Source organism: Pseudomonas sp. MM213 (assembly GCF_020423045.1).
GTDB lineage: Bacteria > Pseudomonadota > Gammaproteobacteria > Pseudomonadales > Pseudomonadaceae > Aquipseudomonas > Aquipseudomonas migulae.
This window is the reverse complement of record NZ_CP081943.1, coordinates 3,770,856-3,792,699: the sequence shown is the minus strand read 5'-3', so window position 1 is coordinate 3,792,699 and position 21,844 is coordinate 3,770,856. Positions and strand designations below refer to the sequence as shown.

Genomic DNA, 21,844 nt, shown 5'->3' with positions numbered 1-21,844 from the left:
CTTCGCGGGCAAGCCTCGCTCCTACAGGTTATGCGCGAACCCTGTAGGAGCGAGGCTTGCCCGCGAAGCTTTTAGCGGTTTCGAAGGCCTTCGAGCAACTTGTGCGTCGGATACCCGTCCGCCGGCCAGCCAAACGACTGCTGGGCGCTGCGGATCGCTTTGCGGGTGTTGGCGCCGATGATGCCGTCGGCGGTGCCCGCGTCATACTTCTGCGCGCTCAACAGGTTTTGCAGCTCGATCCGTTCGGTACGGCTCAGCGGCAAATCATCCTTGGGCCAGGTGCCATTGATGAATCCCGCGCCGTTGAAGCGCCCGGCCAACAAACTGACGGCCAGCGCATAGGACGACGAGTTGTTGTACTTGAGGATCGCACGGAAGTTGTCGAGCACCAGGAATGCCGGGCCACGATAGCCCGCCGGCAGCAGCAGGGCCGCCGACAGGTGTTCCGCACCGGCCGGAACCTGGCCGCCGTTAGGCAGCGTGACGCCCAATTGCTGCCATTCGGCGACGCTCTTGCGAATCGAGCCATCGGCCAGCACGTAGTTGAAGCTGCCCGGCAGCTGCACTTCAAAACCCCATGGCTGGCCTTTCTGCCAGCCAGAGCTTTGCAGGTAGTGCGCGGTCGACGCCAGGGCGTCGGCAGAGCTGCCCCAGATGTCGCGACGGCCGTCGCCATCAAAGTCCACGGCGTGGGTGTTGTAGGTGGTCGGGATGAACTGGGTCTGGCCCATGGCGCCGGCCCAGGAGCCGAGCATTTTCTCCGGCGCGATGTCGCCCTGTTGCAGGATCTGCAGGGCCGCGATCAATTGCGCGTGGGCGAAACCAGGGCGCCGGCCTTCGTAGGCCAGGGTCGCCAGGGAGTTGATCACCGACTTGCTGCCCTGAAACTGGCCGAAGTTACTTTCCATGCCCCACACCGCAACCAGTGCCTGACGATCGACGCCGTAGCGTTGTTCGATACTTTGCAGGATGTCGGCGTACTGGCTGACCAGTGCCTGACCTTTGCGCACGCGCAGCGGCGACAGGGCGCCATCGAGGTATTCCCACACCGGGCGGGAAAACTCCGGTTGGCTGCGGTCGGCACGGATCACGCTGGTGTCCAGGCTGACATTGGCGAAGGCGCGGTCGAACAGGTCGGCGCGGATGCCGGCGGCCAGCGCATCCTTGCGGAAACCCGCCTGCCATTCGGCGAAGGTCTGGGTTGGCTGGATGTCGAGATTTTCACCGGTCGGCACCACGGGCGGGATCACCGCTGGGGCTGTCGCGACGGGAAGGGTCTGAAGCGGTTGGGCGTCGGCGGCGGTCGGTTTTTCCGCGCAGGCGACAAGCAGAACGAGGCTGGAGGCAGCAATCAATTGGCGCAAATGCCAACGACGGGAAATACAAAGGGGCATGCACGGGTCCAGGGAATACGGATCAGGTGCAGACCTTAACATGTTGAGCGATGGCTTGCCTTTCAGGCCGCCAGAAAGTAAGAAGCCTCCCAGTTGTCAGACTGGAAGGCTTCGCGGCGGTAGCTGCCTTTGCCCTTGCCGGCTCGTTCCTGACGGCTGCGGAACAGTGGCTGGGCGATGATGGATTTGGCCTTGTTGGGGCCATGCTTAGATGGCTTTTTGCTCATGATCGGATCTCTCGATTGAGTGGGGTTTTGCGGGGGGAAATAATCTGCCGAAGTTGGGGTTCTGTCTAGACCCCGCATTGCGTAGGACCTTTCGGACGCCATTCGCGGGCAAGCCTCGCTCCTACAGGGTCATCGATTGACTGTAGGAACGAGCGGTGCGGCGGTCCGACTTGCCCGCGAACGGCCGTTATGCGATTACTCTGCGGGCAACGACAATCTCTGCCCAGCCATCAACAACGACAACCTACTCAAACTCATCCACGGCGAACCCGCCGCCTGACCTTTGATCTGTGCGTCGATGCGCTGTGCTTCCAACAACAACTGTGCCCAGCGTTGCGCCGAGTAACGTTGCAAGGCTTTGCTCATCAGCGGTTTGCGTTTGTCCCAGACCGGCGGTCGGGCAGAGCTGAAGGCCTTGTCCAGCGGCACGCCCTGGCTGTATTGCAGCGAGAGGTTGGCCAGCAAGCGCAGTTCCCGGGCCAGCGCCCAGAGAATCACGGGCGGTTCGACGCCTTCACCGCGCAGCCCTTCGAGCATGCGCAGGGCGTGAGCGGCCTCGCCGTTGAGAATCGCATCGGTCAGGCCGAAGACATCGAAGCGCGCGCTGTCGGCCACTGCGGCTTGCACGGTTTCGACGGTAATCTGCCCGCCTTCGGCCATCAGCTTGAGCTTTTCGATCTCTTGCGCGGCCGCCAGCAAGTTGCCCTCGACTCGCGCGGCGATCAGTTCCACGGCGTCCTGGCTGGCGGACAGGCCGGCCTGGGACAAGCGCTGCCGGATCCAGCCCGGCAACTGGCTGGCGTCCACCGGCCAGATCTGCACGAACTGAGTGTGCTGACCTTCGACCAGCGCCTTGCCCCACTTGGTTTTCTGCGCGCTGCCATCGAGCTTCGGCAGGCTGATCAGCAGCACGGTGTCTTCGGCGGGTCGCGAGCAGTATTCGATGAATGCGGCTGCGCCTTTGTCACCGGGTTTGCCGGACGGCAGACGCAGTTCCAGCAGGCGTTTTTCAGCGAACAACGACATGCTTGCGCCGGCTTGCAGCAGCGTTCCCCAGTCGAAACTGGCTTCGGCGGCGAACACCTGGCGTTCATCGAAGCCCTGTTGACGGGCGGCTGCGCGAATGGCGTCGGCGGCTTCCTGACACAGCAGCGGATCGTCGCCACTGATGATGTAGACCGGCGCGAGCGCACCTTGCAGGTGTTTGGCGAGTTGGGCGGGGGCGAGTTTCATAGGCGAGGGCAAACGGGGCGCCTGAGCGCCCCGTAAGTCTTATTGCTGCGGGATTTCGACAGGCGACTGACGCGGCGTTTCCGCTTCAGCCTTTTGCGTTGCTTCCAGTGCCGCGGCTTCAGCCTTGACCCTGGCTTCGGCGGTCTGTTGCAACTGATCCAACTGAGCTGGCGTGAGCTGTTGCAGGCGGATCATCATGCGTTGAACCATTTCACGACGCGTGTCCTTGCGGGCATCAGCGGCTTCCTGGTCGGAGCCCACCAGGTTGTTGCCGTCGTGAATGAAGACTCGCTGCATTTCAATCTTGTCGCTCACCAGCAGCAGGTTGCCCTGACCCAGGATGACGTAGTCGACCACGGTAGTCAGCTCATACTCGCCAGTACGGCCGGCGCCTGCGTAGCTGAGAATGCGCTGGGATTCTTTTTCATCGGCCAGCACCAGTTTGTAAGGTGCGCCGCTGTGGACATTGATGCCGCTGTTTTTCAGCACCTGACGCATGAGCGTCACAGTTTCGCCGTAGGAATTGCGTGCGCTCAGGTCGATTTCCTTGATCGCCATTTCATAGGTGCCGGTGCCGCGCAGCTGGAAACCGCAGGCGCTCAACAGGACCGCGAGGCCCATCACCAGCAAATTGCGTTTGATCATCTTGTTGCTCCCCTTGAAACCATGTGGGCCGATCATGCGGCCCGAAAGGTTTTACTCGGCGCCAGGCTCACCTGGCGCCTGATCCAATTAGCTGGCGACGATATTGACCAGTTTCCCGGGCACTACGATCACTTTACGAATAGTCAGGCCATCGACAAAACGCAGCACGTTTTCGTTGATACGGGCAGCGGCTTCGATCTCTTCACGAGTCGCGCTGGCCGGCATTTCGATCTGGCCGCGCAGCTTGCCGTTGACCTGGATAACCAGTGTCAGGCTGTCCTGCACCAGTGCGCTGTCGTCCAGCACTGGCCAACCGGCGTCGATCACCGGATCGGCGTGACCCAGGCGATGCCACAGCTCATGGCTGATGTGCGGGGTGATCGGAGCCAGAAGCAGCGTCACGGTTTCCAGACCTTCGTGAACCAGCGCGCGATCCTGTTCGGTCGCTTGCGGGGCTTTTTCCAACACGTTCATCAGCGTCATCACCTGGGCGATGGCGGTGTTGAATTTGTGGTTCTGGCCAACGTCGTGGCTGGCCTGTTTGATGGCCTGGTGGATCGAACGGCGAATGACTTTCTGCTCGTCGTTCAGGCTGGCGATGTCCAGTTTGCCCGGCAGACCCTGAGTCACGTGTGCTTGAGCCAGACGCCAGACGCGCTTGAGGAAACGGTGCGAACCTTCTACCCCGGAGTCGGACCATTCCGCGCTCATGTCAGGCGGCGAGGCGAACATCATGAACAGGCGGCAGGTGTCTGCGCCGAACTGGTCAATCATCGACTGAGGGTCGACGCCGTTGTTCTTCGACTTGGCCATCTTCTCGGTGCCGCCGATTTCCACCGGCAGGCCGTCGGCGATCAACTTGGCGCTGATGACCTTGGCCTTGCTGTCGCGTTCGAGTTCGACGTCCGCCGGGTTGAACCAGGTGTAAGCACCATTGGCTTCGCGACGATAGTAAGTCTCGGCGATCACCATGCCCTGGGTCAGCAGGTTCTTGAACGGCTCGTTGGAACTCACCAGGCCTTCGTCACGCATCAGCTTGTGGAAGAAGCGCGCGTAGAGCAGGTGAAGAATCGCGTGTTCGATACCGCCGATGTACTGATCCACCGGCAGCCAATGGTCGGCCGCGGATTTCTCCACCAGGCCGCCTTCATAGTGCGGCGAGGCGTAACGGGCGTAGTACCACGAGGACTCGACGAAGGTGTCCATGGTGTCGGTTTCACGTTTGGCCGGTGCGCCGCATTTCGGGCAAGTGCACTCGTAGAACTCGGGCATGCGGGCCAATGGCGAACCGGCGCCGTCCGGAACCACGTCTTCCGGCAGTACGACAGGCAGCTGGTCTTCCGGGACCGGCACGTCACCGCAGGTGCCGCAGTGGATGATCGGGATCGGGCAGCCCCAGTAACGCTGACGGCTGATGCCCCAGTCGCGCAGGCGGAACTGGGTACGCGAGGCGCCGAGGTTTTTCTTGATCAGCGCAACTTCAATGGCGTCGAAAGCGCCTGCGAAGTCGAGGCCGTCAAATTCGCCGGAGTTGATCAGCGTGCCATGTTCGCCGTAGGCGTCTTGCCACGGCGCCGGGTTGGTGTCACCTGAACTGGTGCGCACCACCGATTTGACCGGCAGGTTGTACTTGTGGGCGAACTCGAAATCACGCTCGTCGTGCGCTGGAACCGCCATGACAGCGCCGTCGCCGTAGTGCATCAGCACATAGTTGGCGACCCACACTGGCAGTTTCTCGCCGGTCAGTGGGTGCTCGACGAACAGGCCGGTCGGCAGGCCTTTTTTCTCTTGGGTGGCGACGTCGGCTTCAGCGACGCTGCCGCCCTTGCATTCAGCGATGAACGCTTGCAGCTCGGGATTGTTCTGTGCGGCCAGGGTGGCCAGGTGGTGTTCGGCGGCCACGGCGACGTAGGTCGCGCCCATCAGGGTGTCCGGACGGGTGGTGAAAACCTTCAGCGCGCCGGCTTCGCCGATGGAGTCGACGTTGTACGGGAACTGCACTTCCATGCCGCGGGACTTGCCGATCCAGTTGCGCTGCATGGTCTTGACCTGTTCAGGCCAGCCCGGCAGATCGTCGAGACTCTCCAGCAGTTCATCCGCGTACGCGGTGATCTTGAAGTAGTACATCGGGATTTCGCGTTTTTCGATCAGCGCGCCGGAACGCCAGCCGCGACCGTCGATCACTTGCTCGTTGGCCAGGACGGTCTGGTCGACCGGGTCCCAGTTCACGGTGCCGCTCTTTTTGTAGATCACGCCTTTTTCGAACAGGCGAGTGAACAGCCATTGTTCCCAGCGGTAGTAATCGGGCTTGCAGGTGGTCACTTCACGCGACCAGTCCACCGCCAGGCCCAGGCTGCGCAGCTGGTTTTTCATGTAGGCGATGTTTTCGTAGGTCCACTTGGCGGGCGCTACGTTGTTCTTCATCGCGGCGTTTTCCGCCGGCATGCCGAAGGCGTCCCAACCCATGGGTTGCAGGACGTTCTTGCCTTGCATGCGCTGGTAGCGGGAGATCACGTCGCCGATGGTGTAGTTGCGCACATGCCCCATGTGTAGCTTGCCGCTGGGGTAAGGGAACATCGACAGGCAATAGAACGTCTCCTTGCCTGGCTGTTCACTGACTTCAAAGGACTTTTGCTCGTCCCAGAACGACTGGGCGGCGGCTTCGATTTCACGGGGCTGATATTGTTCGTGCATGGCTACTTTTGAACTGAATAGGGGTGGCCTAATCCTCTTCAATGCGACGCTGGACGGTGATCACGCCAAATCGGCGTTTCGGTGCCCAGACGAGCTGGAAGTGGAGTTACAGGAAGCGCCGTAGCATACATGACCGCACTCTACCGAGGGAAACCCTGATTACTGCCGCGCGTCTCGCAGAAATGGCTGCGAGGGCCGTTGGTCGCGGCGTTCAGCCGGTTTGTTCATGGAAGCTAAGCTCTAAATGGGGAGTGAGTCTTATCTTCAATGAGGTGAGGGATGGTTGAGTCACAGCAAAAAGTTACAAAACCGGAGTTGTACGAAAGACTGATCGATCGTCTGGGATTGGCCTTGGACGCGGCAAAAACCGCTGGCCGGTTGCGCGATGAACGTCCCCTGGAGCTGGAGCTGCGTGGCCTGAGCCCCGCAGAGTTTGAACTGGTCAAGGCGTATCTGGATCGCAGTGAACGTGAAACACACGGATGCTTGTCAGAAGCAGTGAAGCAACTCGACGCACCACGTTCGGCCAAGATCATCTGGCTCAAGGACAAGGCACCCGGCAAAGACGCGGTAAAGGTCCGGTCTCTGCAATTCAAGTAAGGGCACTTGAACCCATGGCGTATGGTTTTTTAAAGCATAGTCCTTTCGCATTTGTTGTCGCATTGCGTCAACCCACTTAGGCTTCGGGCATCTTCAGGAGATGCTCGATGCCTTTTCGTTACTTCGTTAAAAACCTTCTCATGCCGCCCGGCATTTTGTTGCTGTTGCTGGTGCTTGCCTGGTGGTTTCGCCGCTCAAGACCGCGCCTGGCCGGTGTGTGCTTTGCGCTGGGGGCGGGCGGCTTCTGGCTGATGAGCCTGCCGGTGGCTGTGCAATGGGGCGCCAAAGCCCTGGAGCGCGAGCCGCCGCTGGCTCGCGAGGAGTGGGCAACCCTGGCTCAGCGCGCCGACGCGATCATCGTGCTCGGTGCGGGGCGCGAACGTGGCGACCTGGCCTGGGGCGCCGACCAGCCGACCGGTGTCGCGCTGGAGCGCGAACGCTATGCGGCGCGGCTGGCGAAGGCGTCGGGCTTGCCGATCCTGACCAGCGGCGGATTGCATTACGGGACACCTCCGAGCGAAGCCAGGTTGATGGCCGATTCGTTGCGCGATGATTTCGGCGTGACCGTGCGCTGGCAGGAAGAGCGCAGCCGCACCACGTGGGAGAACGCTCTATTCAGTGCTGAGATGTTGCTGCCGCAGGGGATCAAGCGTGTTGTGGTCGTGACGCAGGCCTGGCATATGCCGCGGTCAGTCTGGAGTTTTCAGAAAGCCGGCTTTGAGGTGGTGCCCGCACCGGTAGCGTTTCTGGGCGTGGACAATGCCCGGCCGCTGGGCGGCTGGATGCCGGAGTTCAAGTCGATCTGGCAGAGCGGGCAGTTGTTGAATGAGGCGGTGGGGCAGGTGGGGTATTCGTTGTTTTACCGATAACCCAAAGCTCACCCATTTCCTGTAGGAGCGAGCTTGCTCGCGATGGGCGTGAACGATGACGCGTGTTTGCGGGAAACAGGCGCCGCTTTCAAACTCATCGCGAGCAAGCTCGCTCCTACAGAGATTCAGACGGTTTTGGCCATCCGGTTCGCGACCAGCGTCCAGCCGAACAACAACACGCACACGATGATCAGCGGCCACGAGCGCCATTCAAGATACGGCGTCAGGTTGTGCATTGGCACCACTTCGCCATACAGAATGCCGCGTTCGAACTGTGGGATCTGGACAGTGATCTGCCCAAACGGGTTGATCAGGCCGGTGACGCCGTTGTTGGTGGCACGGATCATCCAGCGACCGGCCTCCAGCGCGCGCATCTGCGCCATCTGCAAGTGTTGCAGCGGGCCGATGGAAGTGCCGAACCAGGTGTCGTTGCTGATGGTCAGCAACAGATCGCTGCGAGCGGCAAGGCTGGCGGCGAATTCCGGATAAACCACCTCGTAGCAGATGAACGGCGCAATCTGATAACCCTTGGCTTGCAGCATCGCCTGATCGGCGGGGCCGCGGGCAAAGTCCGACATCGGCAAATCGAAGAAGGCGATCAGCCCGCGCAGCACTTCTTGCAACGGTACGTACTCACCGAACGGAACCAGTTTTTGCTTGAGGTACGTGCCATCGCCTTCACCCACTACGGTAATGCCGTTGTAGAAGCGCTTCTGGTGGTGAACTTCTTCACGGATCGGTACGCCGGTAATCAGCGCGCTCTTACGTTCTGCGGCGAAGTTTCCCATCATGTTCAGGTAGCCCTGGGCGGACTCCTTGAGCACCGGGACGGCAGTTTCCGGCCAGATCAGCAGGTCGACCGGCTTGGAGCTGAAGCTCATGTCGCGGTACAGCGCCAGTTGCGCATTGAGCTGCGCCGGGTCCCACTTCATGCTTTGTTCGATATTGCCTTGAATCGCCGCGACGCTCAGCGGCTCACCGGCCGGGGTGGTCCAGGCATGGCCCTTGAGTGCGATGCCGGCGACCCAAGGGCCGAGCAACAGCAATACGCCGGCGGCGATGAAGGCTTTGCGACCCGCTTTCACCAGGCGCAAGGCGTTGTAGATCAGTGCGGCGGTCAGGGCCAGGATGAAGGAAATCAGCCACATCCCGCCCACCGGGGCGAGTCCGGCCAACGGGCCGTCGAGCTGGCTGTAACCGGAGTAGAGCCACGGGAAACCGGTCAGGAACCAGCCACGAAACGCTTCCTGGCCGACCCACAACGCCGCAAATGCCAGGGCATCGGCCAGCGGCGCCTCGTTGCGTCGCAGCCAGCGCGCCCAGATCCAGGCGGGCAGGGCGAAAAACCAGGCAATCGCTGCGGTGAAGAGCAGCATCAGGAACCCGGCCAGCAGCACGGAAGCGCCACCGAAGTTGTGAATGCTGTAGTAGATCCAGCTGGTGCCCGCGCCAAACAGGCCAAAACCGAAACACCAGCCACGGCCAAGGGCCTGACGTGGGTTCAGTTCGCGCAAGCCGGCATAAAAGAACCCGACCGCCAGCAGTGCCAACGGCCAGATATCGAACGGCGCCAGGGCCAGGGTGGTGAGTGCGCCGGCCGCCACGGCCAGCAGGTTACCGGGCCAGCCGGGGCGGGTTACGCGGAGCATGTCAGTCCTTAACGGGCAATAGGTGTCAGGCGCAGCAAATGAATCCGACGACTGTCGGCGTTCAGGATGCGGAAGCGGTAAGGGCCGATTTCAGTGATTTCGTTGCGTTTTGGCAAGTGCCCGAACGCGCTCATCACCAGGCCGCCAACGGTGTCGAATTCATCGTCGGAGAACTCGCTGTCGAAGAATTCGTTGAAGTTCTCGATCGGCGTCAGGGCCTTGACCAGGAAATCACCGCTGGGCAGCGGCTTGATGTAGCTGTCTTCCTCGACGTCATGCTCGTCTTCGATGTCGCCGACGATCTGTTCCAGCACGTCTTCGATGGTCACCAGACCTGCCACGCCGCCGTATTCGTCGATGACGATGGCCATGTGGTTGTGGTTGGCGCGGAATTCGCGCAGCAACACATTCAGGCGCTTGGACTCGGGCACGAAGGTGGCCGGGCGCAGCAGGTCCTTGATGTTGAAGCTGTCACCGTTCTCCCTGAGGATCAACGGCAGCAAGTCCTTGGCCAGCAACACGCCCATCACGTCATCGTGGCTTTCGCCAATGACGGGGTAACGGGAGTGGGCCGAGTCGACCACTGCGGGCAAAAACTCGCGGGGTGTCTGGGTCGCCTTGATGCTGATCATCTGCGAGCGCGGGACCATGATGTCCCGTACTTGCAGGTCTGCAACCTGGATGGCGCCTTCGACGATGGCCAGCGCTTCGCTGTCCAGCAACTTGTTTTGATGTGCATCGCGCAGGAGCTCCAGCAGCTCCTGACGGTTCTTCGGCTCGTGGGCAAAAGCCTGGGTGAGCTTACCCAGCCATGACTTCTGCCCGTTGCTCGATCGATCTTCGCTCATAGCGATTACTCTGAATCCTTTGTTGTAACGATAGGGGATGTTTCTGTTTCGTCGTCCGCGTACGGGTCGGGATAGCCCAACTCAGCAAGCAACGTTCGTTCCAGTGCTTCCATTTCTTCGGCTTCGTCGTCATCTATATGGTCGTAACCCAGCAGATGCAAGCAGCCGTGAATGACCAGATGTGCCCAGTGGGCCTTGGGTTCCTTGCCTTGTTCGGCGGCTTCGCGCTCGACCACCGCCACGCAGATCACCAGATCGCCCAGCAGCGGGATGTCGAGAAACTCGTCAGGCACATCGGCAGGAAACGACAGCACGTTGGTGGCGTAGTCCTTTTGCCGCCAGGTGTGATTCAGCTCGCGACCCTCGGCTTCGTCGACCAGGCGAATGGTCATTTCGGAGTCGGCGGTGCGCTGGCGCAGGGCCAGTTCGCACCATTGGCGGAACTCGGCTTCACTTGGCGCAGATGCTTCGGTGGCCAGTTGCAGATCAAGCTCAAGCATCGCGGCGGCTGTCCTTTGGTGTTTCGTCTGCCCCGCGATTCTCGAAGCGCTCGTAGGCTTCGACGATCCGCTGCACCAGTGGATGGCGCACGACGTCCTTGGGCATGAAATGGGTGAAGCTGATGCCCGGCACGTCTTTCAGCACTTCGATCACGTGGTGCAGCCCGGACTTGGTGCCTTTCGGCAGGTCGACCTGGGTGATGTCACCGGTGATGACCGCTGTGGAACCGAAGCCGATCCGGGTCAGGAACATCTTCATCTGCTCGACGGTGGTGTTCTGGCTTTCGTCGAGGATGATGAAGCTGTTGTTCAGCGTGCGACCGCGCATGTAGGCCAGCGGCGCGACTTCGATCACCTGGCGCTCGATCAGCTTGGCGACGTATTCGAAGCCGAGCATTTCGTAGAGTGCGTCGTAGAGCGGACGCAGGTACGGGTCGATCTTCTGCGACAGGTCGCCGGGCAGGAAGCCGAGTTTTTCGCCCGCTTCAACCGCCGGGCGCACCAGCAGGATGCGGCGGATCTGCTCGCGTTCCAGCGCATCTACCGCGCAGGCAACGGCCAGGTAGGTCTTGCCGGTACCGGCCGGACCGATGCCGAAGTTGATGTCGTTGCCGAGGATTTCCTTCACGTAGCGCAGCTGATTCAAGCCGCGAGGGCGAATCATGCCTTTTTTGGTGCGCAGGGCCACGGAAGGTTCGGACGGCGAAACGTTGTCCAGCTCTTCGACGGCCGATTCCTGCAGGAACAGGTGAACCATGTCCGGCGACAGCTCGGTACCCTTGGTTTCCCGGTACAGGCGGCGCAGGAGATTTTCCGCGGAGGTGGTGTGTTTGGGGTCGCCGATCAGCTCGAACTGATTTCCGCGGTTGCGGATTTCGATGGTCAGGCGTTGCTCGATCAAGCGCAGGTGTTCGTCGAACATCCCGCACAGATTGGCAAAGCGGCGAGCCTCAAAGGGCTCGAGGATAAAACGATGTGGTTCTATGGGTGCGTTCAAGGTCGTATTTAGCCGCCCTGGGGCAATTAAGATGAAATCAAGGATAACGCCAGTGAGGCGGGTGCGAAAGCTCTTAAATATCTCGACCTGACACACCTCGATTCTGTAGGAGCCGGCTTGCTGGCGATGAACGATAACGCGGTTTGTCAGGCAGACCGTGGTGCGGCCTTCGCGGGCAAGTCGGATCGCCGCACCGCTCGCTCCTACAGGTTTTGTGGTGTCATTGAATTAGAGAGCCGCGCAGCGAGTGCGGTTGTGCCGCATCGATGTGCACGTCGGCAAATTGGCCGATCAGGGTTGGATTGTCGCAGCGGAAGTTGACGATCCGGTTATTTTCGGTCCGGCCCTGCAGCTCGCCAGGGTCTTTTTTCGAGTAATCGGTCACCAGGATCCGCTGGACCGAACCGACCATTTGTCGGCTGATCTCGAAACCTTGCTGGTTCAGGCGATGTTGCAAGGCGTTCAGGCGTTCTTTTTTCAGTTCTTCCGGCGTTTCGTCGGCCAGATCGGCCGCCGGCGTGCCTGGGCGCTGGCTATAGACGAACGAATAGGAGAAGTCGAAACCGACGTCTTCGATCAGCTTCATGGTCTGTTCGAAGTCTTTTTCGGTCTCGCCCGGGAAGCCGACGATGAAGTCCGAGCTGATGCAGATCCCCGGAACGGCGGCGCGCAGCTTGCGCAGTTTGGATTTGTATTCCAGCGCCGTGTGGTTGCGCTTCATCGCCGACAGAATGCGGTCCGAACCCGATTGCACCGGCAAGTGCAGGTGTTTCACCAGTTCCGGTACTTCGGCGTGGGCCTGGATCAGGCTGTCGGAGAACTCCAGCGGGTGGGAGGTGGTGTAACGAATCCGGTCGATGCCATCGACAGCGGCGACCACGCGGATCAGCTCGGCGAGGTCCGCCAGGCGACCATCGTGAGTGGTCCCGCGATAACCGTTGACGTTCTGGCCCAGCAACGTCACTTCACGCACGCCGTTCTCGGCGAGGTGGATGATCTCGGCAATCACGTCATCGAACGGGCGGCTGACTTCTTCGCCGCGGGTGTAGGGCACCACGCAGAATGTGCAGTACTTGCTGCAACCTTCCATCACCGACACATAAGCGCTCGGGCCATCGATGCGCGGCTCGGGCAGGTGGTCGAATTTTTCGATTTCCGGGAACGAGACGTCGACTTGCGGCAGCTTGGTGGCGCGTGCGGCGTCGATCATTTCCGGCAGACGGTGCAGGGTTTGCGGGCCGAACACCACGTCGACGTACGGTGCGCGATCGCGGATGGCGGCGCCTTCCTGGCTGGCGACGCAACCGCCGACGGCGATCACCATCTCCGGGTTGGCCAGTTTCAGTTCGCGCCAGCGGCCGAGCTGGGAATACACCCGGTCCTGGGCGCGTTCGCGGATCGAGCAGGTGTTGAGGAGGATCACGTCGGCGTCTTCAGCGCGAGCGGTGACTTCCAGGGCCTGATGTTCACCCAGCAGATCAACCATGCGCGAGCTGTCGTACTCGTTCATCTGGCAACCGTGGGTTTCGATGTAAAGCTTCTTGGCCATGGATACAGTCATCACGTGATTCAAAGAACCGCGCATTATAGGGAACATGTCCCAAGGTTCCTACCGTTGCGCGTCCGGTGGCTATGCTATAGTTCGCGCCCTCATTTTTATCCCCCGATGTGTTGCTCGCCCACCATGACCAAACGTGAAGCTCCAATCTACAAGGTGATTTTCCTCAATCAGGGCCAGGTGTACGAAATGTACGCCAAGCAGATCTATCAAAGTGATCTGTGGGGCTTCCTTGAAGTGGAAGAGTTCGTCTTTGGCGAGCGCACGCAAGTGGTCGTCGACCCGAGCGAAGAGAAGCTCAAGGCTCAGTTCGAGGGCGTGGTGCGCAGTTTTGTGCCGATGCATTCGATCGTGCGCATCGACGAAGTCGAGCGTCTGGGCACCCCGAAAATCAGCGAAGCCCGTGGCGCGGTCGGCAATGTGATGCCGTTTCCGATGCCAATGCCTGAGAAGTAAGCCTCAAGACCGGGTCGCCCCTTCGCGGGCAAGCCTCGCTCCTACAGGTTATGTGTGCGCATAAGACCTGTAGGAGCGAGGCTTGCCCGCGAAGGGGCCAGAAAGATCGAGGCAGAAATCAGGGAAGCGGCGAGAAAGGCGTACGCCCATCGGCGCTCTGCAATTCCATCAGGTACTTGCGGAAGATCTGCCCAAGCACCTGAGTCGCCACTTCAAGCTCTTCACGCGGCATCTTCTCGGCGACTTCATCCGCCGTATCCAGCGCTTCTTCCGCACCATTGACCGCCGCCATTTTCAGCACGATGTACGCCTGAACGTTATTGGCCGGTACACCTTCGCCGTGGAAGAACATGGTGCCGAGTTTGAATTGCGCCTGGGCATGGCCTTGCAGCGAGGCCTTTTCGAAGTAATCCAGGGCTTTTTTCAGATCGCGCGGGGTGTTTTTGCCGTCGTAGTAGAACTCACCCAACTCGTATTGCGCTTGCGCATCCCCTTCATCCGACGCTTTCTGACAGGCGGCGAGCGCCTGTGCCAGGTCTTGCGGCTGGGTATTGAGGGTGCAGCGACCCATCGCTGGGATTAACAACGAGTTGCCGCCTGCTTGTGCGAGCGCGAGCAGGGGCTGAAGGAGCAACAGGCAGCCCATTGCAAGGGCGCGGCCGGTGCGGTTCATGGGAATCGACTTACCTCTGAAGGGCGCGCGGACCCAACGAGGGGATCCAATAAGCGCGCATTATGAAATAAGCAGGGCCAACCTTACAAAGTCTTTACTCGTTTTTCTGCTGCACGGGGAATATATCGCCCACTTTACGGGGGATTATTGGCAGGTGAGTAGGAAAAGAGGCGGGAATGTAGGTGAAAGCTGACGCTGGCAATCGCCAACGTCAGCGGCACAACGTTATTTCAATGCAGCGAAAGCGCGCTCGGCGGCATCCAGGGTCAGTTTCAACTCGGCTTCGCCATGGGCGATCGAGGTGAAGCCGGCTTCGAATGCACTTGGCGCCAGGTACACGCCACCTTCGAGCATCAGGTGGAAGAAGCGGCCGAACAGCTTCGCGTCGCTGGCCATCACGTCATCGAAGGTGACGATGTCGTCGGCGCCGCTGAAGTACAAGCCGAACATGCCACCGGCCTGGGTGGTCACGAACGGAATGCCGGCAGCGTCGGCGCGCTGTTGCAGGCCATCGAGCAGGCGGCTGGTGTAGTCGCTCAGTTCGGCGTGGAAGCCTGGGCGGCTGATCAGGCGCAAGGTCGTCAGGCCGGCCGCCATTGCCAGCGGGTTACCCGACAAGGTGCCAGCCTGGTACACCGGGCCCAGTGGCGCGATGTGCGACATGATTGCGCGTTTGCCGCCGAAGCAGCCAACCGGCATGCCACCACCGATGATCTTGCCGAATGTGGTCAGGTCTGGCGTAACGCCGTAATGCGCTTGAGCACCGCCGAGGGCAACGCGGAAACCGGTCATCACTTCGTCGAAAATCAGCACCACGCCGTGCTTGTCGCACAGGGTCCGCAGGCCTTCAAGGAAGCCCGGTGCCGGCGGTACGCAGTTCATGTTGCCGGCCACCGGCTCGACGATGATGCAGGCCACGTCCTGGCCCACTTCAGCGAGCATGGTTTCTACGGCGTCGATGTCGTTGAACGGCAGGGTCAGGGTGTGTTTGGCGAAGGCCGCCGGTACACCGGCCGAGCTCGGCACGCCTTGGGTCAGGGCGCCGGAACCTGCTTTAACCAGCAGGCTGTCGGAGTGGCCGTGGTAGCAGCCTTCGAACTTGATGATGCTGTCGCGACCGGTGAAACCACGGGCCAGGCGAATCGCGCTCATGGTCGCTTCGGTGCCGGAGCTGACCATGCGCACCATTTCCATCGATGGCACGATCGAGCAGACCAGATCGGCCATCTCGGTTTCCATCTCGGTCGGGGCGCCGTAGGACAAGCCGTGTTCCAGCTGCTTGCGTACCGCGTCCAGCACGTCCGGATGGCTGTGGCCGAGGATCATCGGCCCCCAGGAGCCGACGTAATCCACATAACGCTTGTCGTCTTCGTCGGTGACGTAGGCGCCTTCAGCGTGTTTGAAAAACAGGGGAGTGCCGCCAACGCTCTTGAACGCGCGAACAGGCGAATTCACGCCACCGGGAATGTGTTTCTGGGCATTGGCAAACAGCGTTTCGGAACGAGACATGATGGGGCTCTCAAATCAGATTTTTAGTAATTCGTTGAATGCGCGGGCGCGACGGGTCACTTCAGCCGTGCTCTCGGCGCCAAACAGGCCGTGGACCACCGCCAGCAGATCGACCCCGTGGGCCACCAGCGGGGCGGCGTTTTCCAGGGTGATGCCGCCGATCGCGCAGATCGGCAGGTGCAATGTGCTGCGGGCCTGGTCGAGCAGTTCGAGGCTGCAAGTCGGGGCGCCGGGTTTGGTACTGGAATTGAAGAAACGGCCGAAGGCGACATAACTGGCGCCTTCCTTGGCCGCTTGTTCGGCGAGTTCGAGTTGCGCGTGACAGGTCGAGCCGATGATCGCCTGGCGACCGAGCAACGCACGGGCCGGGGTCAGCGGGCCGTCGGTCTGGCCCAGGTGCACGCCGACGTTCAGGCGTGCGGCCAGTTCGGCATCGTCATTGATGATCAGATGGGTCTTGTAGCGTTCGCACAAATCACGCAGGGCTTCAGCTTCACGCAGACGGCGGGCCTCGTCGCTGCTCTTGTCGCGGTATTGCAGCAGGGTGACGCCGCCTTCCAGCGCCGCCTCCACGTACGAAAGAAATTTACCGGCCAGTAACTGGCTGTCGGTAATGGCGTACAGGCCACGTAGTTTCATCGGGCAAGCCTCATGGCGTTACGAACAGAAATCCAGTGGCAGGCGGCGCGGCACGAACTGGCCTTTGCCCAACTGCTCGGCATCGCGCAGGGTGCGCCACGTGTAGTTAAGCGCGCTCTGCACGGCACTGATGAGGTTTTCACCCTGGGCCAGACGACCGGCGAGGGCGCTCGCCAATGTGCAACCGGAACCGTGGTAACTGCCGGGCAAGCGCTGGCAGGTATAGGTTTCGCGCAGACCGTCGCGGCTGTACAGGCGATTGTGTATTTCGTGTTCATCACCGTGGCCGCCGGTGATCAGCAGGTGTTTGACGAACGGCAGGAGTTTTTCAGCGCACTCGTCGGCGGTGCCTTCTGGCAGTTCAGCGAGGATGCGGGCTTCGGGAAGGTTAGGGGTGGCGATGATAGCCAAGGGCAGCAAGCGTTCGCGCATGGCGTAGCCGACTTCGTCCTTGCCCAGTCGTCCGCCACCGCCGGCGCGCAGCACCGGGTCGCAGACCATCGGCAAATGCGGGTGCGCCTGAAGCAGTTCGACGACGGTGTCGACCATTTCCAGGGAACCGAGCATGCCCAGCTTGACGGCGGCGACTTCGGAGTCGTTGAGCACGGCGTTGGCCTGAGCCAGCACCCACTCACGGTCGAGGACGCGGAAATCCGTGACGTTGACCGTGTCTTGCACGGTCAGGGCGGTGACGGCCGGAGCCGCATGACATCCCTGGGCAAGCAGGGCTTCGATATCTGCCTGCAAGCCGGCGCCACCACTTGGGTCGTGGCCGGAGAGACAGAGGACAACGGGGCGAGAGCTGTAGATATTCATGGTGCGCGAGCTTACCACCAAACATCGATTTTCGGGTGCAGTGCCCGCCAGGTCTGCCGATAGAGTGTCATGGGCTGGAAATGCAGTCGTCCGGGATTGTCACAATCTGACCGAGCAAACAGCTCTGGCTCTATATTCTTCTCTGGAACGCCTGTTCTAGAGCCTTTCCAAGAAAAATTTCAATGGTGTTCAATGGCCATCAACGGCTATGCTAGAGTGGATCCAAACCAATAACAGGTAATGCCGGTTTTACGTCTACTCAAAAGGAATGAGGGGCTTCCTGAGATAACCGGACAGGCCACGCTGGGGCTTAAATGCGCTATTTGCTGATGTTGCTGTTTTGCTTGCCCCTCATGGCAAGCGCAGTCGAGTTCGATGAGTTCACTCAAAGCCTGCCCTTGGGCCGAACCCTGCAAGTGTTCGAAGACGCCGATGGTCAGGCGAGCATTGCCGATATCCGCGCGCAAGCCGCTGCCGGACACTTCAAGCCCCATGACAAGGCCACGCTCAACGCCGGTTACTCGCGTTCGGTGTTTTGGCTGAAAATCGACCTGCATTACCGCCCGACCAATCCCGCTGCACAGCGGACGTGGCTGCTGGAACTGGCCTATCCGCCCCTCGACCACCTTGATCTGTATTTGCCTGATGCCGGCGGTAGCTATCAATTGGCCCGTCAGACCGGCGACGCCTTGCCGTTCAGCAGTCGCGAGATTCGCCAGAACAACTACCTGTTCGATCTGAACTTCACGCCCGACCAAGCGCAAACCGTGTACTTGCGCCTGCAAAGCGAAGGGTCGATCCAGGCGCCGGTCACGTTGTGGTCGAGCACCGCGTTCCTCGAAGAACAGCCGGTGCGGCTTTATGTGTTGGGCCTGATTTACGGCGTGTTGCTGGGGATGCTGGTCTACAACCTGTTCATCTACCTGAGCGTGCGCGACACCAGCTACCTCTATTACATCTTTTATATTGCCTCGTTCGGCCTGTATCAGCTGTCGGTGAATGGCGCGGCCGTAGAGTATTTCTGGCCAGATAATCCGTGGTGGGCCAACGCCGCGACGCCGTTTTTCATTGGTTGTGCAGGGCTGTTCGGCAGCCAGTTCGCCCGCAGCTTCCTGCAAACGGCGACCCTCAGCCGCTGGCTCGATCGCTTGCTGCTGGCGTTGATTGCGTTCAGTGCGGTCGTCGTCGGGTTGTCATTGATGACCAGTTACGCCCTGGCCCTGCGCCTGGCGACGACGCTGGCCCTGTCGTTCACCGTGGTGATTTTCGCCGCAGGGTTTTTCGCCTGGTGGCGCGGCTTGCGGGTGGCGCGCTATTTCATCATCGCCTGGTCGGCGTTTTTGCTCGGCGGCATCATCAATACGATGATGGTGCTGGGTTACCTGCCGAACGTATTCCTGACCATGTATTCCAGCCAGATCGGTTCGGCCATCGAGGTGGCGCTGCTGTCCCTGGCCCTGGCCGACCGCATCAACGCCATGCGCGAGCAACAGGCGCAAACCTTGTTCGATGCTGGCCAGAAGCTTGAAGTGCTCAACCAGCAACTGGCGCACAGTAACAAGCTCAAGGATGAATTCCTCGCCACGCTGACCCACGAATTGCGCACCCCCATGAACGGCGTGATCGGTTCGCTGGAATTGATGCAAACCGTCGAGATGGACCCGGAGCTGGAGCAATACCAGCAAACGGCCGCCGGTTCGGCACGCGACATGATGCGCATGGTCAACGGCATTCTTACCCTGACCGAATTGCAGGCCGGCAAGCTCAAGGCTTCGGCGTCCACCTTCAGTTTGCGCAGCGTGGTCGATACCTTGCGCGTGCAGTTCGAAGGCAACGCGTCGGGCAAGTCGCTGGACTTCAAGGTCGAGGTGACACCGGGCCTGCCGGACCGCTTGTACGGCGATAACGTCAAGTTGGCGCAATGCCTGGAATGCCTGCTGGATAACGCGATCAAGTTCACGCGAGTGGGCGGGGTGGCGCTGCGGGTCTCGGGTAAAAACGCGGAGCCCGGCAAGCTGGCATTGTCCTTTGCGGTGATCGACACCGGCATCGGTTTCACCGATCTGGGCGAGGCGACGCTGTATCAGCGGTTCTTCCAGCTCGACGGCTCGATGACCCGTGAATATGGCGGCCTCGGTGTCGGCCTGGCGATCTGTCGACAACTGGTCGACCTGCTCGGCGGGAACCTCACGCACCGCTCCGAACCTGGTCGCGGCAGCCGCTTCCAGCTTGACGTCGAGTTTGAATTGCCGGTGGTCGAGCGCGTGACAACGCCATTGATGACCCGGGAATTCCCGCGTCTGCGCTTGCCTCAGGACTGCACGGTGCTGCTGGTGGACGACAACAGCATCAATCAATTGGTGATGCGCGGCATGTTGCTCAAGCTCGGGTTTCGGGTCCGTACGGCGGATAACGGGGTGGCCGCGCTGGAAGTCCTGCAGCGTGAAACCTTCGACGCCGTACTCCTCGATTGTCAGCTACCGCCCCTCGACGGGGAGTCTGTCTGCTGCCAGATCCGGGACTTGCCGGGTTGTGCCGAATTGCCGGTGTTCATGATTGCCTTGAGCGCTGATCGGGAGCGTTGCCCAACCGGTGCACTGATCGATTACTTGAGCAAACCGGTGAAATTCGAAGACTTGCAGGCCGCGTTGTATCGACGCGTGCTTTGTCCAAAACAAGGCGAAAGCGCCGACAGTTAGGCGGATATGCCACTTTGTTCGGCCTCGGGGCAGTGCTTAACTGAACTCCTTGGCTGACCAAAGGAGCCCCGTCATGAACCTGCATCAGTTCGCCGAAACCCACGAAGTCACCAACCAGCCGCCGTCGCTGGACGGCGCCAACCTGTATCGCATCGACCTGCCTTTGCAGGAGTGGTCGCAGCGTTTCGGGGCCGGTTGGGCCGAGTCGCGGATCGACACTTACGGCGCGCTGGCCGGCGGGCCGCTGATGGAAGCGGGGTTCCTGGCCAACCAGAACAAACCGGTGTTCAGCAGCCACGACCGCTACGGTCACCGCATCGATCTGGTGGAATTTCACCCGGCGTATCACGAGCTGATGCGCACGGCGATCGAGCACGGTTTGACCTCGCTGCCCTGGGCGCATCCACAGGACGGCGCCCATGTCGCCCGCGCTTCCATGACCTACCTGCACAGCCAGGCCGAAGCCGGCAGCGGTTGCCCGCTGACCATGACCTTCGCCAGTGTGCCGGCGATGCGCTTGCAGCCCGATCTCGCCCGGCAGTGGCTGCCGAAAATCCTCGCCACCGAATACGACCCGCGCAATGTCGGCATGGCCCACAAGGCCGGTGTCACCATTGGCATGGCGATGACCGAGAAACAGGGCGGCACCGATGTGCGGGCCAACACCACCAAGGCGTATCCGGTGGGTGCCAGCGGACCGGGCCAAGCCTACGAACTGGTGGGCCACAAGTGGTTCTGTTCCGCGCCGATGTGCGATGCCTTCCTCACGCTGGCCCAGACTGACAAAGGTTTGACCTGCTTCCTGTTGCCGCGCCATCGTCCGGACGACACGCGCAATCAGTTCTACATCCAGCGCCTGAAAAACAAACTCGGCAATTGCTCCAACGCCTCCAGCGAAGTCGAGTTTCGCGGTGCGCTGGCGTGGATGGTTGGCGAAGAGGGGCGCGGCGTTCCGACCATTATCGAAATGGTTGCCATGACCCGCTTCGATTGCATGGTCGGTTCCAGCGCCTTGATGCGTCAGGCGCTGACCCAGGCCAGTCATCACTGCGCCCATCGCAGCGTCGGCGGCAAGCTGCTCAGCGAACAACCGTTGATGCAGAACGTCCTCGCCGATCTGGCCTTGGAGAGCGAAGCCGCGTTGGCGTTGAGCCTGCGCATGGGCAAGGCGCTGGATCATCTGGATGACGGGCACGAAGCCAAATTCGCCCGCCTGGTGACCGCCGTGGGCAAGTACTGGATCTGTAAGCGCGCGCCCGCGATGATCAACGAAGCTGCCGAATGCATGGGCGGTGCCGGGTATGTCGAAGACAGCATCCTGCCGCGCTTGTACCGCGAGGCACCGGTCAATTCGACGTGGGAAGGCTCCGGCAACGTGCAATGCCTGGATGTGTTGCGGGCGCTGTCGAAAGAACCGGGTGTTCTGGATGTGCTGTTCAGCGAGTTGGGCGATGGTCACGGCGACAAGCGGCTGGCCGCGCACATCAGCCAATTGCAGGCGGCGTTCAAGGACACCAGCGACATTCAGTATCGTGCGCGGCAGCTCACCGAAGACATCGCGTTGGGGCTGCAAGCCAAACTGTTGCTGGAGGCCGGCAATTCGGCGGTCAGCGATGCGTTCATCGCCAGCCGCCTCGGCGACGCCGGTCGCGTATACGGTGCGTTGCCGCGTGGGCTGGATGTCGAAGCGATCGTCGCCCGCTCGACCCCATCTATGTAACCAACACCGAACCCCTGTGGGAGCGAGACCGGCTTGCCGGCGATGACGGACTCTCAGCCAACAACATTGCTGAATGTTGAACCGCTATCGCCGGCAAGCCGGTCTCGCTCCCACATTG

The 21,844-nt window shown here is 60.9% G+C and carries 19 protein-coding genes; 5 read left to right on the top strand and 14 right to left on the bottom strand.

The annotated features are described in order from the left end of the window. Nucleotides 1-71: 71 nt before the first annotated feature. The 5 genes from K5R88_RS17220 to leuS form a co-directional block, all read right to left on the bottom strand. Complete coding sequence (locus K5R88_RS17220) at nucleotides 72-1,394, bottom strand: lytic murein transglycosylase (protein WP_223453276.1); 1,323 nt, start codon at nucleotides 1,392-1,394, stop codon at nucleotides 72-74. A gap of 62 nt (nucleotides 1,395-1,456) precedes the next feature. Beyond that, nucleotides 1,457-1,621 (bottom strand): alternative ribosome rescue factor ArfA, encoded by a 165-nt coding sequence (gene arfA / locus K5R88_RS17215; protein WP_008035105.1) that lies wholly within the window; start codon nucleotides 1,619-1,621, stop codon nucleotides 1,457-1,459. A 195-nt stretch (nucleotides 1,622-1,816) separates the two neighbouring features. Further along, on the bottom strand, nucleotides 1,817-2,854 hold the full coding sequence (gene holA / locus K5R88_RS17210) for a DNA polymerase III subunit delta (protein WP_226298101.1): 1,038 nt from the start codon (nucleotides 2,852-2,854) through the stop codon (nucleotides 1,817-1,819). A 39-nt stretch (nucleotides 2,855-2,893) separates the two neighbouring features. Beyond that, entirely contained in the window at nucleotides 2,894-3,499 is a 606-nt protein-coding gene (locus K5R88_RS17205; RefSeq protein ID WP_223453277.1) for an LPS-assembly lipoprotein LptE, read from the bottom strand. Nucleotides 3,500-3,586: 87 nt separating this feature from the next. Further along, the gene (leuS, locus tag K5R88_RS17200; RefSeq protein ID WP_226298100.1) at nucleotides 3,587-6,193 is read right to left on the bottom strand and encodes a leucine--tRNA ligase; all 2,607 of its coding nucleotides are present in this window, start codon (nucleotides 6,191-6,193) and stop codon (nucleotides 3,587-3,589) included. Nucleotides 6,194-6,472: 279 nt separating this feature from the next. Between leuS and K5R88_RS17195 the strand changes: the two genes are divergently transcribed. Next, on the top strand, nucleotides 6,473-6,793 hold the full coding sequence (locus tag K5R88_RS17195) for a hypothetical protein (protein WP_008044553.1): 321 nt from the start codon (nucleotides 6,473-6,475) through the stop codon (nucleotides 6,791-6,793). A gap of 107 nt (nucleotides 6,794-6,900) precedes the next feature. Then, nucleotides 6,901-7,662 (top strand): YdcF family protein, encoded by a 762-nt coding sequence (locus tag K5R88_RS17190; protein ID WP_223453279.1) that lies wholly within the window; start codon nucleotides 6,901-6,903, stop codon nucleotides 7,660-7,662. A 125-nt stretch (nucleotides 7,663-7,787) separates the two neighbouring features. On the opposite strand, the gene lnt is transcribed toward K5R88_RS17190, so the two are convergent. The 5 genes from lnt to miaB all read right to left on the bottom strand — a co-directional run bounded on the left by lnt (nucleotide 7,788) and on the right by miaB (nucleotide 13,205). After that, entirely contained in the window at nucleotides 7,788-9,311 is a 1,524-nt protein-coding gene (lnt, locus tag K5R88_RS17185) for an apolipoprotein N-acyltransferase (RefSeq protein WP_226298099.1), read from the bottom strand. 8 nt (nucleotides 9,312-9,319) lie between these two features. Then, the gene (locus tag K5R88_RS17180; RefSeq protein ID WP_008035118.1) at nucleotides 9,320-10,159 is read right to left on the bottom strand and encodes an HlyC/CorC family transporter; all 840 of its coding nucleotides are present in this window, start codon (nucleotides 10,157-10,159) and stop codon (nucleotides 9,320-9,322) included. Nucleotides 10,160-10,164: 5 nt separating this feature from the next. Further along, nucleotides 10,165-10,659, bottom strand: coding sequence for an rRNA maturation RNase YbeY (ybeY, locus tag K5R88_RS17175; protein WP_008035119.1), 495 nt, complete (start codon nucleotides 10,657-10,659; stop codon nucleotides 10,165-10,167). Continuing rightward, complete coding sequence (locus K5R88_RS17170) at nucleotides 10,652-11,656, bottom strand: PhoH family protein (protein ID WP_032829221.1); 1,005 nt, start codon at nucleotides 11,654-11,656, stop codon at nucleotides 10,652-10,654. Before K5R88_RS17170 ends, ybeY begins: the two co-directional genes overlap by 8 nt. 220 nt (nucleotides 11,657-11,876) lie before the next feature. After that, nucleotides 11,877-13,205 (bottom strand): tRNA (N6-isopentenyl adenosine(37)-C2)-methylthiotransferase MiaB, encoded by a 1,329-nt coding sequence (miaB, locus tag K5R88_RS17165; protein WP_032832882.1) that lies wholly within the window; start codon nucleotides 13,203-13,205, stop codon nucleotides 11,877-11,879. Between the two features lie 135 nt (nucleotides 13,206-13,340). On the opposite strand from miaB, the gene K5R88_RS17160 reads away from it, so the two are divergent. After that, on the top strand, nucleotides 13,341-13,670 hold the full coding sequence (locus tag K5R88_RS17160) for a DUF1820 family protein (RefSeq protein WP_007894425.1): 330 nt from the start codon (nucleotides 13,341-13,343) through the stop codon (nucleotides 13,668-13,670). 118 nt (nucleotides 13,671-13,788) lie between these two features. Here K5R88_RS17160 and K5R88_RS17155 read toward each other — a convergent pair whose 3' ends face one another. From K5R88_RS17155 to K5R88_RS17140, 4 genes are all read right to left on the bottom strand, one after another. Further along, nucleotides 13,789-14,343, bottom strand: coding sequence for a tetratricopeptide repeat protein (locus K5R88_RS17155; protein ID WP_008035122.1), 555 nt, complete (start codon nucleotides 14,341-14,343; stop codon nucleotides 13,789-13,791). A gap of 225 nt (nucleotides 14,344-14,568) precedes the next feature. Beyond that, nucleotides 14,569-15,852, bottom strand: coding sequence for a glutamate-1-semialdehyde 2,1-aminomutase (gene hemL, locus K5R88_RS17150; protein ID WP_008035126.1), 1,284 nt, complete (start codon nucleotides 15,850-15,852; stop codon nucleotides 14,569-14,571). Between the two features lie 15 nt (nucleotides 15,853-15,867). After that, entirely contained in the window at nucleotides 15,868-16,491 is a 624-nt protein-coding gene (gene thiE / locus K5R88_RS17145) for a thiamine phosphate synthase (RefSeq protein WP_008044565.1), read from the bottom strand. An 18-nt stretch (nucleotides 16,492-16,509) separates the two neighbouring features. Beyond that, nucleotides 16,510-17,307 carry a hydroxymethylpyrimidine/phosphomethylpyrimidine kinase gene (locus K5R88_RS17140; RefSeq protein ID WP_008044566.1) on the bottom strand — a complete coding sequence of 266 codons (798 nt, stop codon included), beginning with the start codon at nucleotides 17,305-17,307 and terminating at the stop codon, nucleotides 16,510-16,512. 314 nt (nucleotides 17,308-17,621) lie between these two features. On the opposite strand from K5R88_RS17140, the gene K5R88_RS17135 reads away from it, so the two are divergent. Both K5R88_RS17135 and K5R88_RS17130 read left to right on the top strand, forming a co-directional pair. Beyond that, nucleotides 17,622-20,006, top strand: a complete 2,385-nt coding sequence (locus K5R88_RS17135; protein WP_223434722.1) for a hybrid sensor histidine kinase/response regulator — start codon at nucleotides 17,622-17,624, stop codon at nucleotides 20,004-20,006. A 73-nt stretch (nucleotides 20,007-20,079) separates the two neighbouring features. Continuing rightward, nucleotides 20,080-21,726, top strand: a complete 1,647-nt coding sequence (locus K5R88_RS17130) for an acyl-CoA dehydrogenase family protein (protein WP_223453281.1) — start codon at nucleotides 20,080-20,082, stop codon at nucleotides 21,724-21,726. The last annotated feature ends 118 nt before the right edge of the window (nucleotides 21,727-21,844 follow it).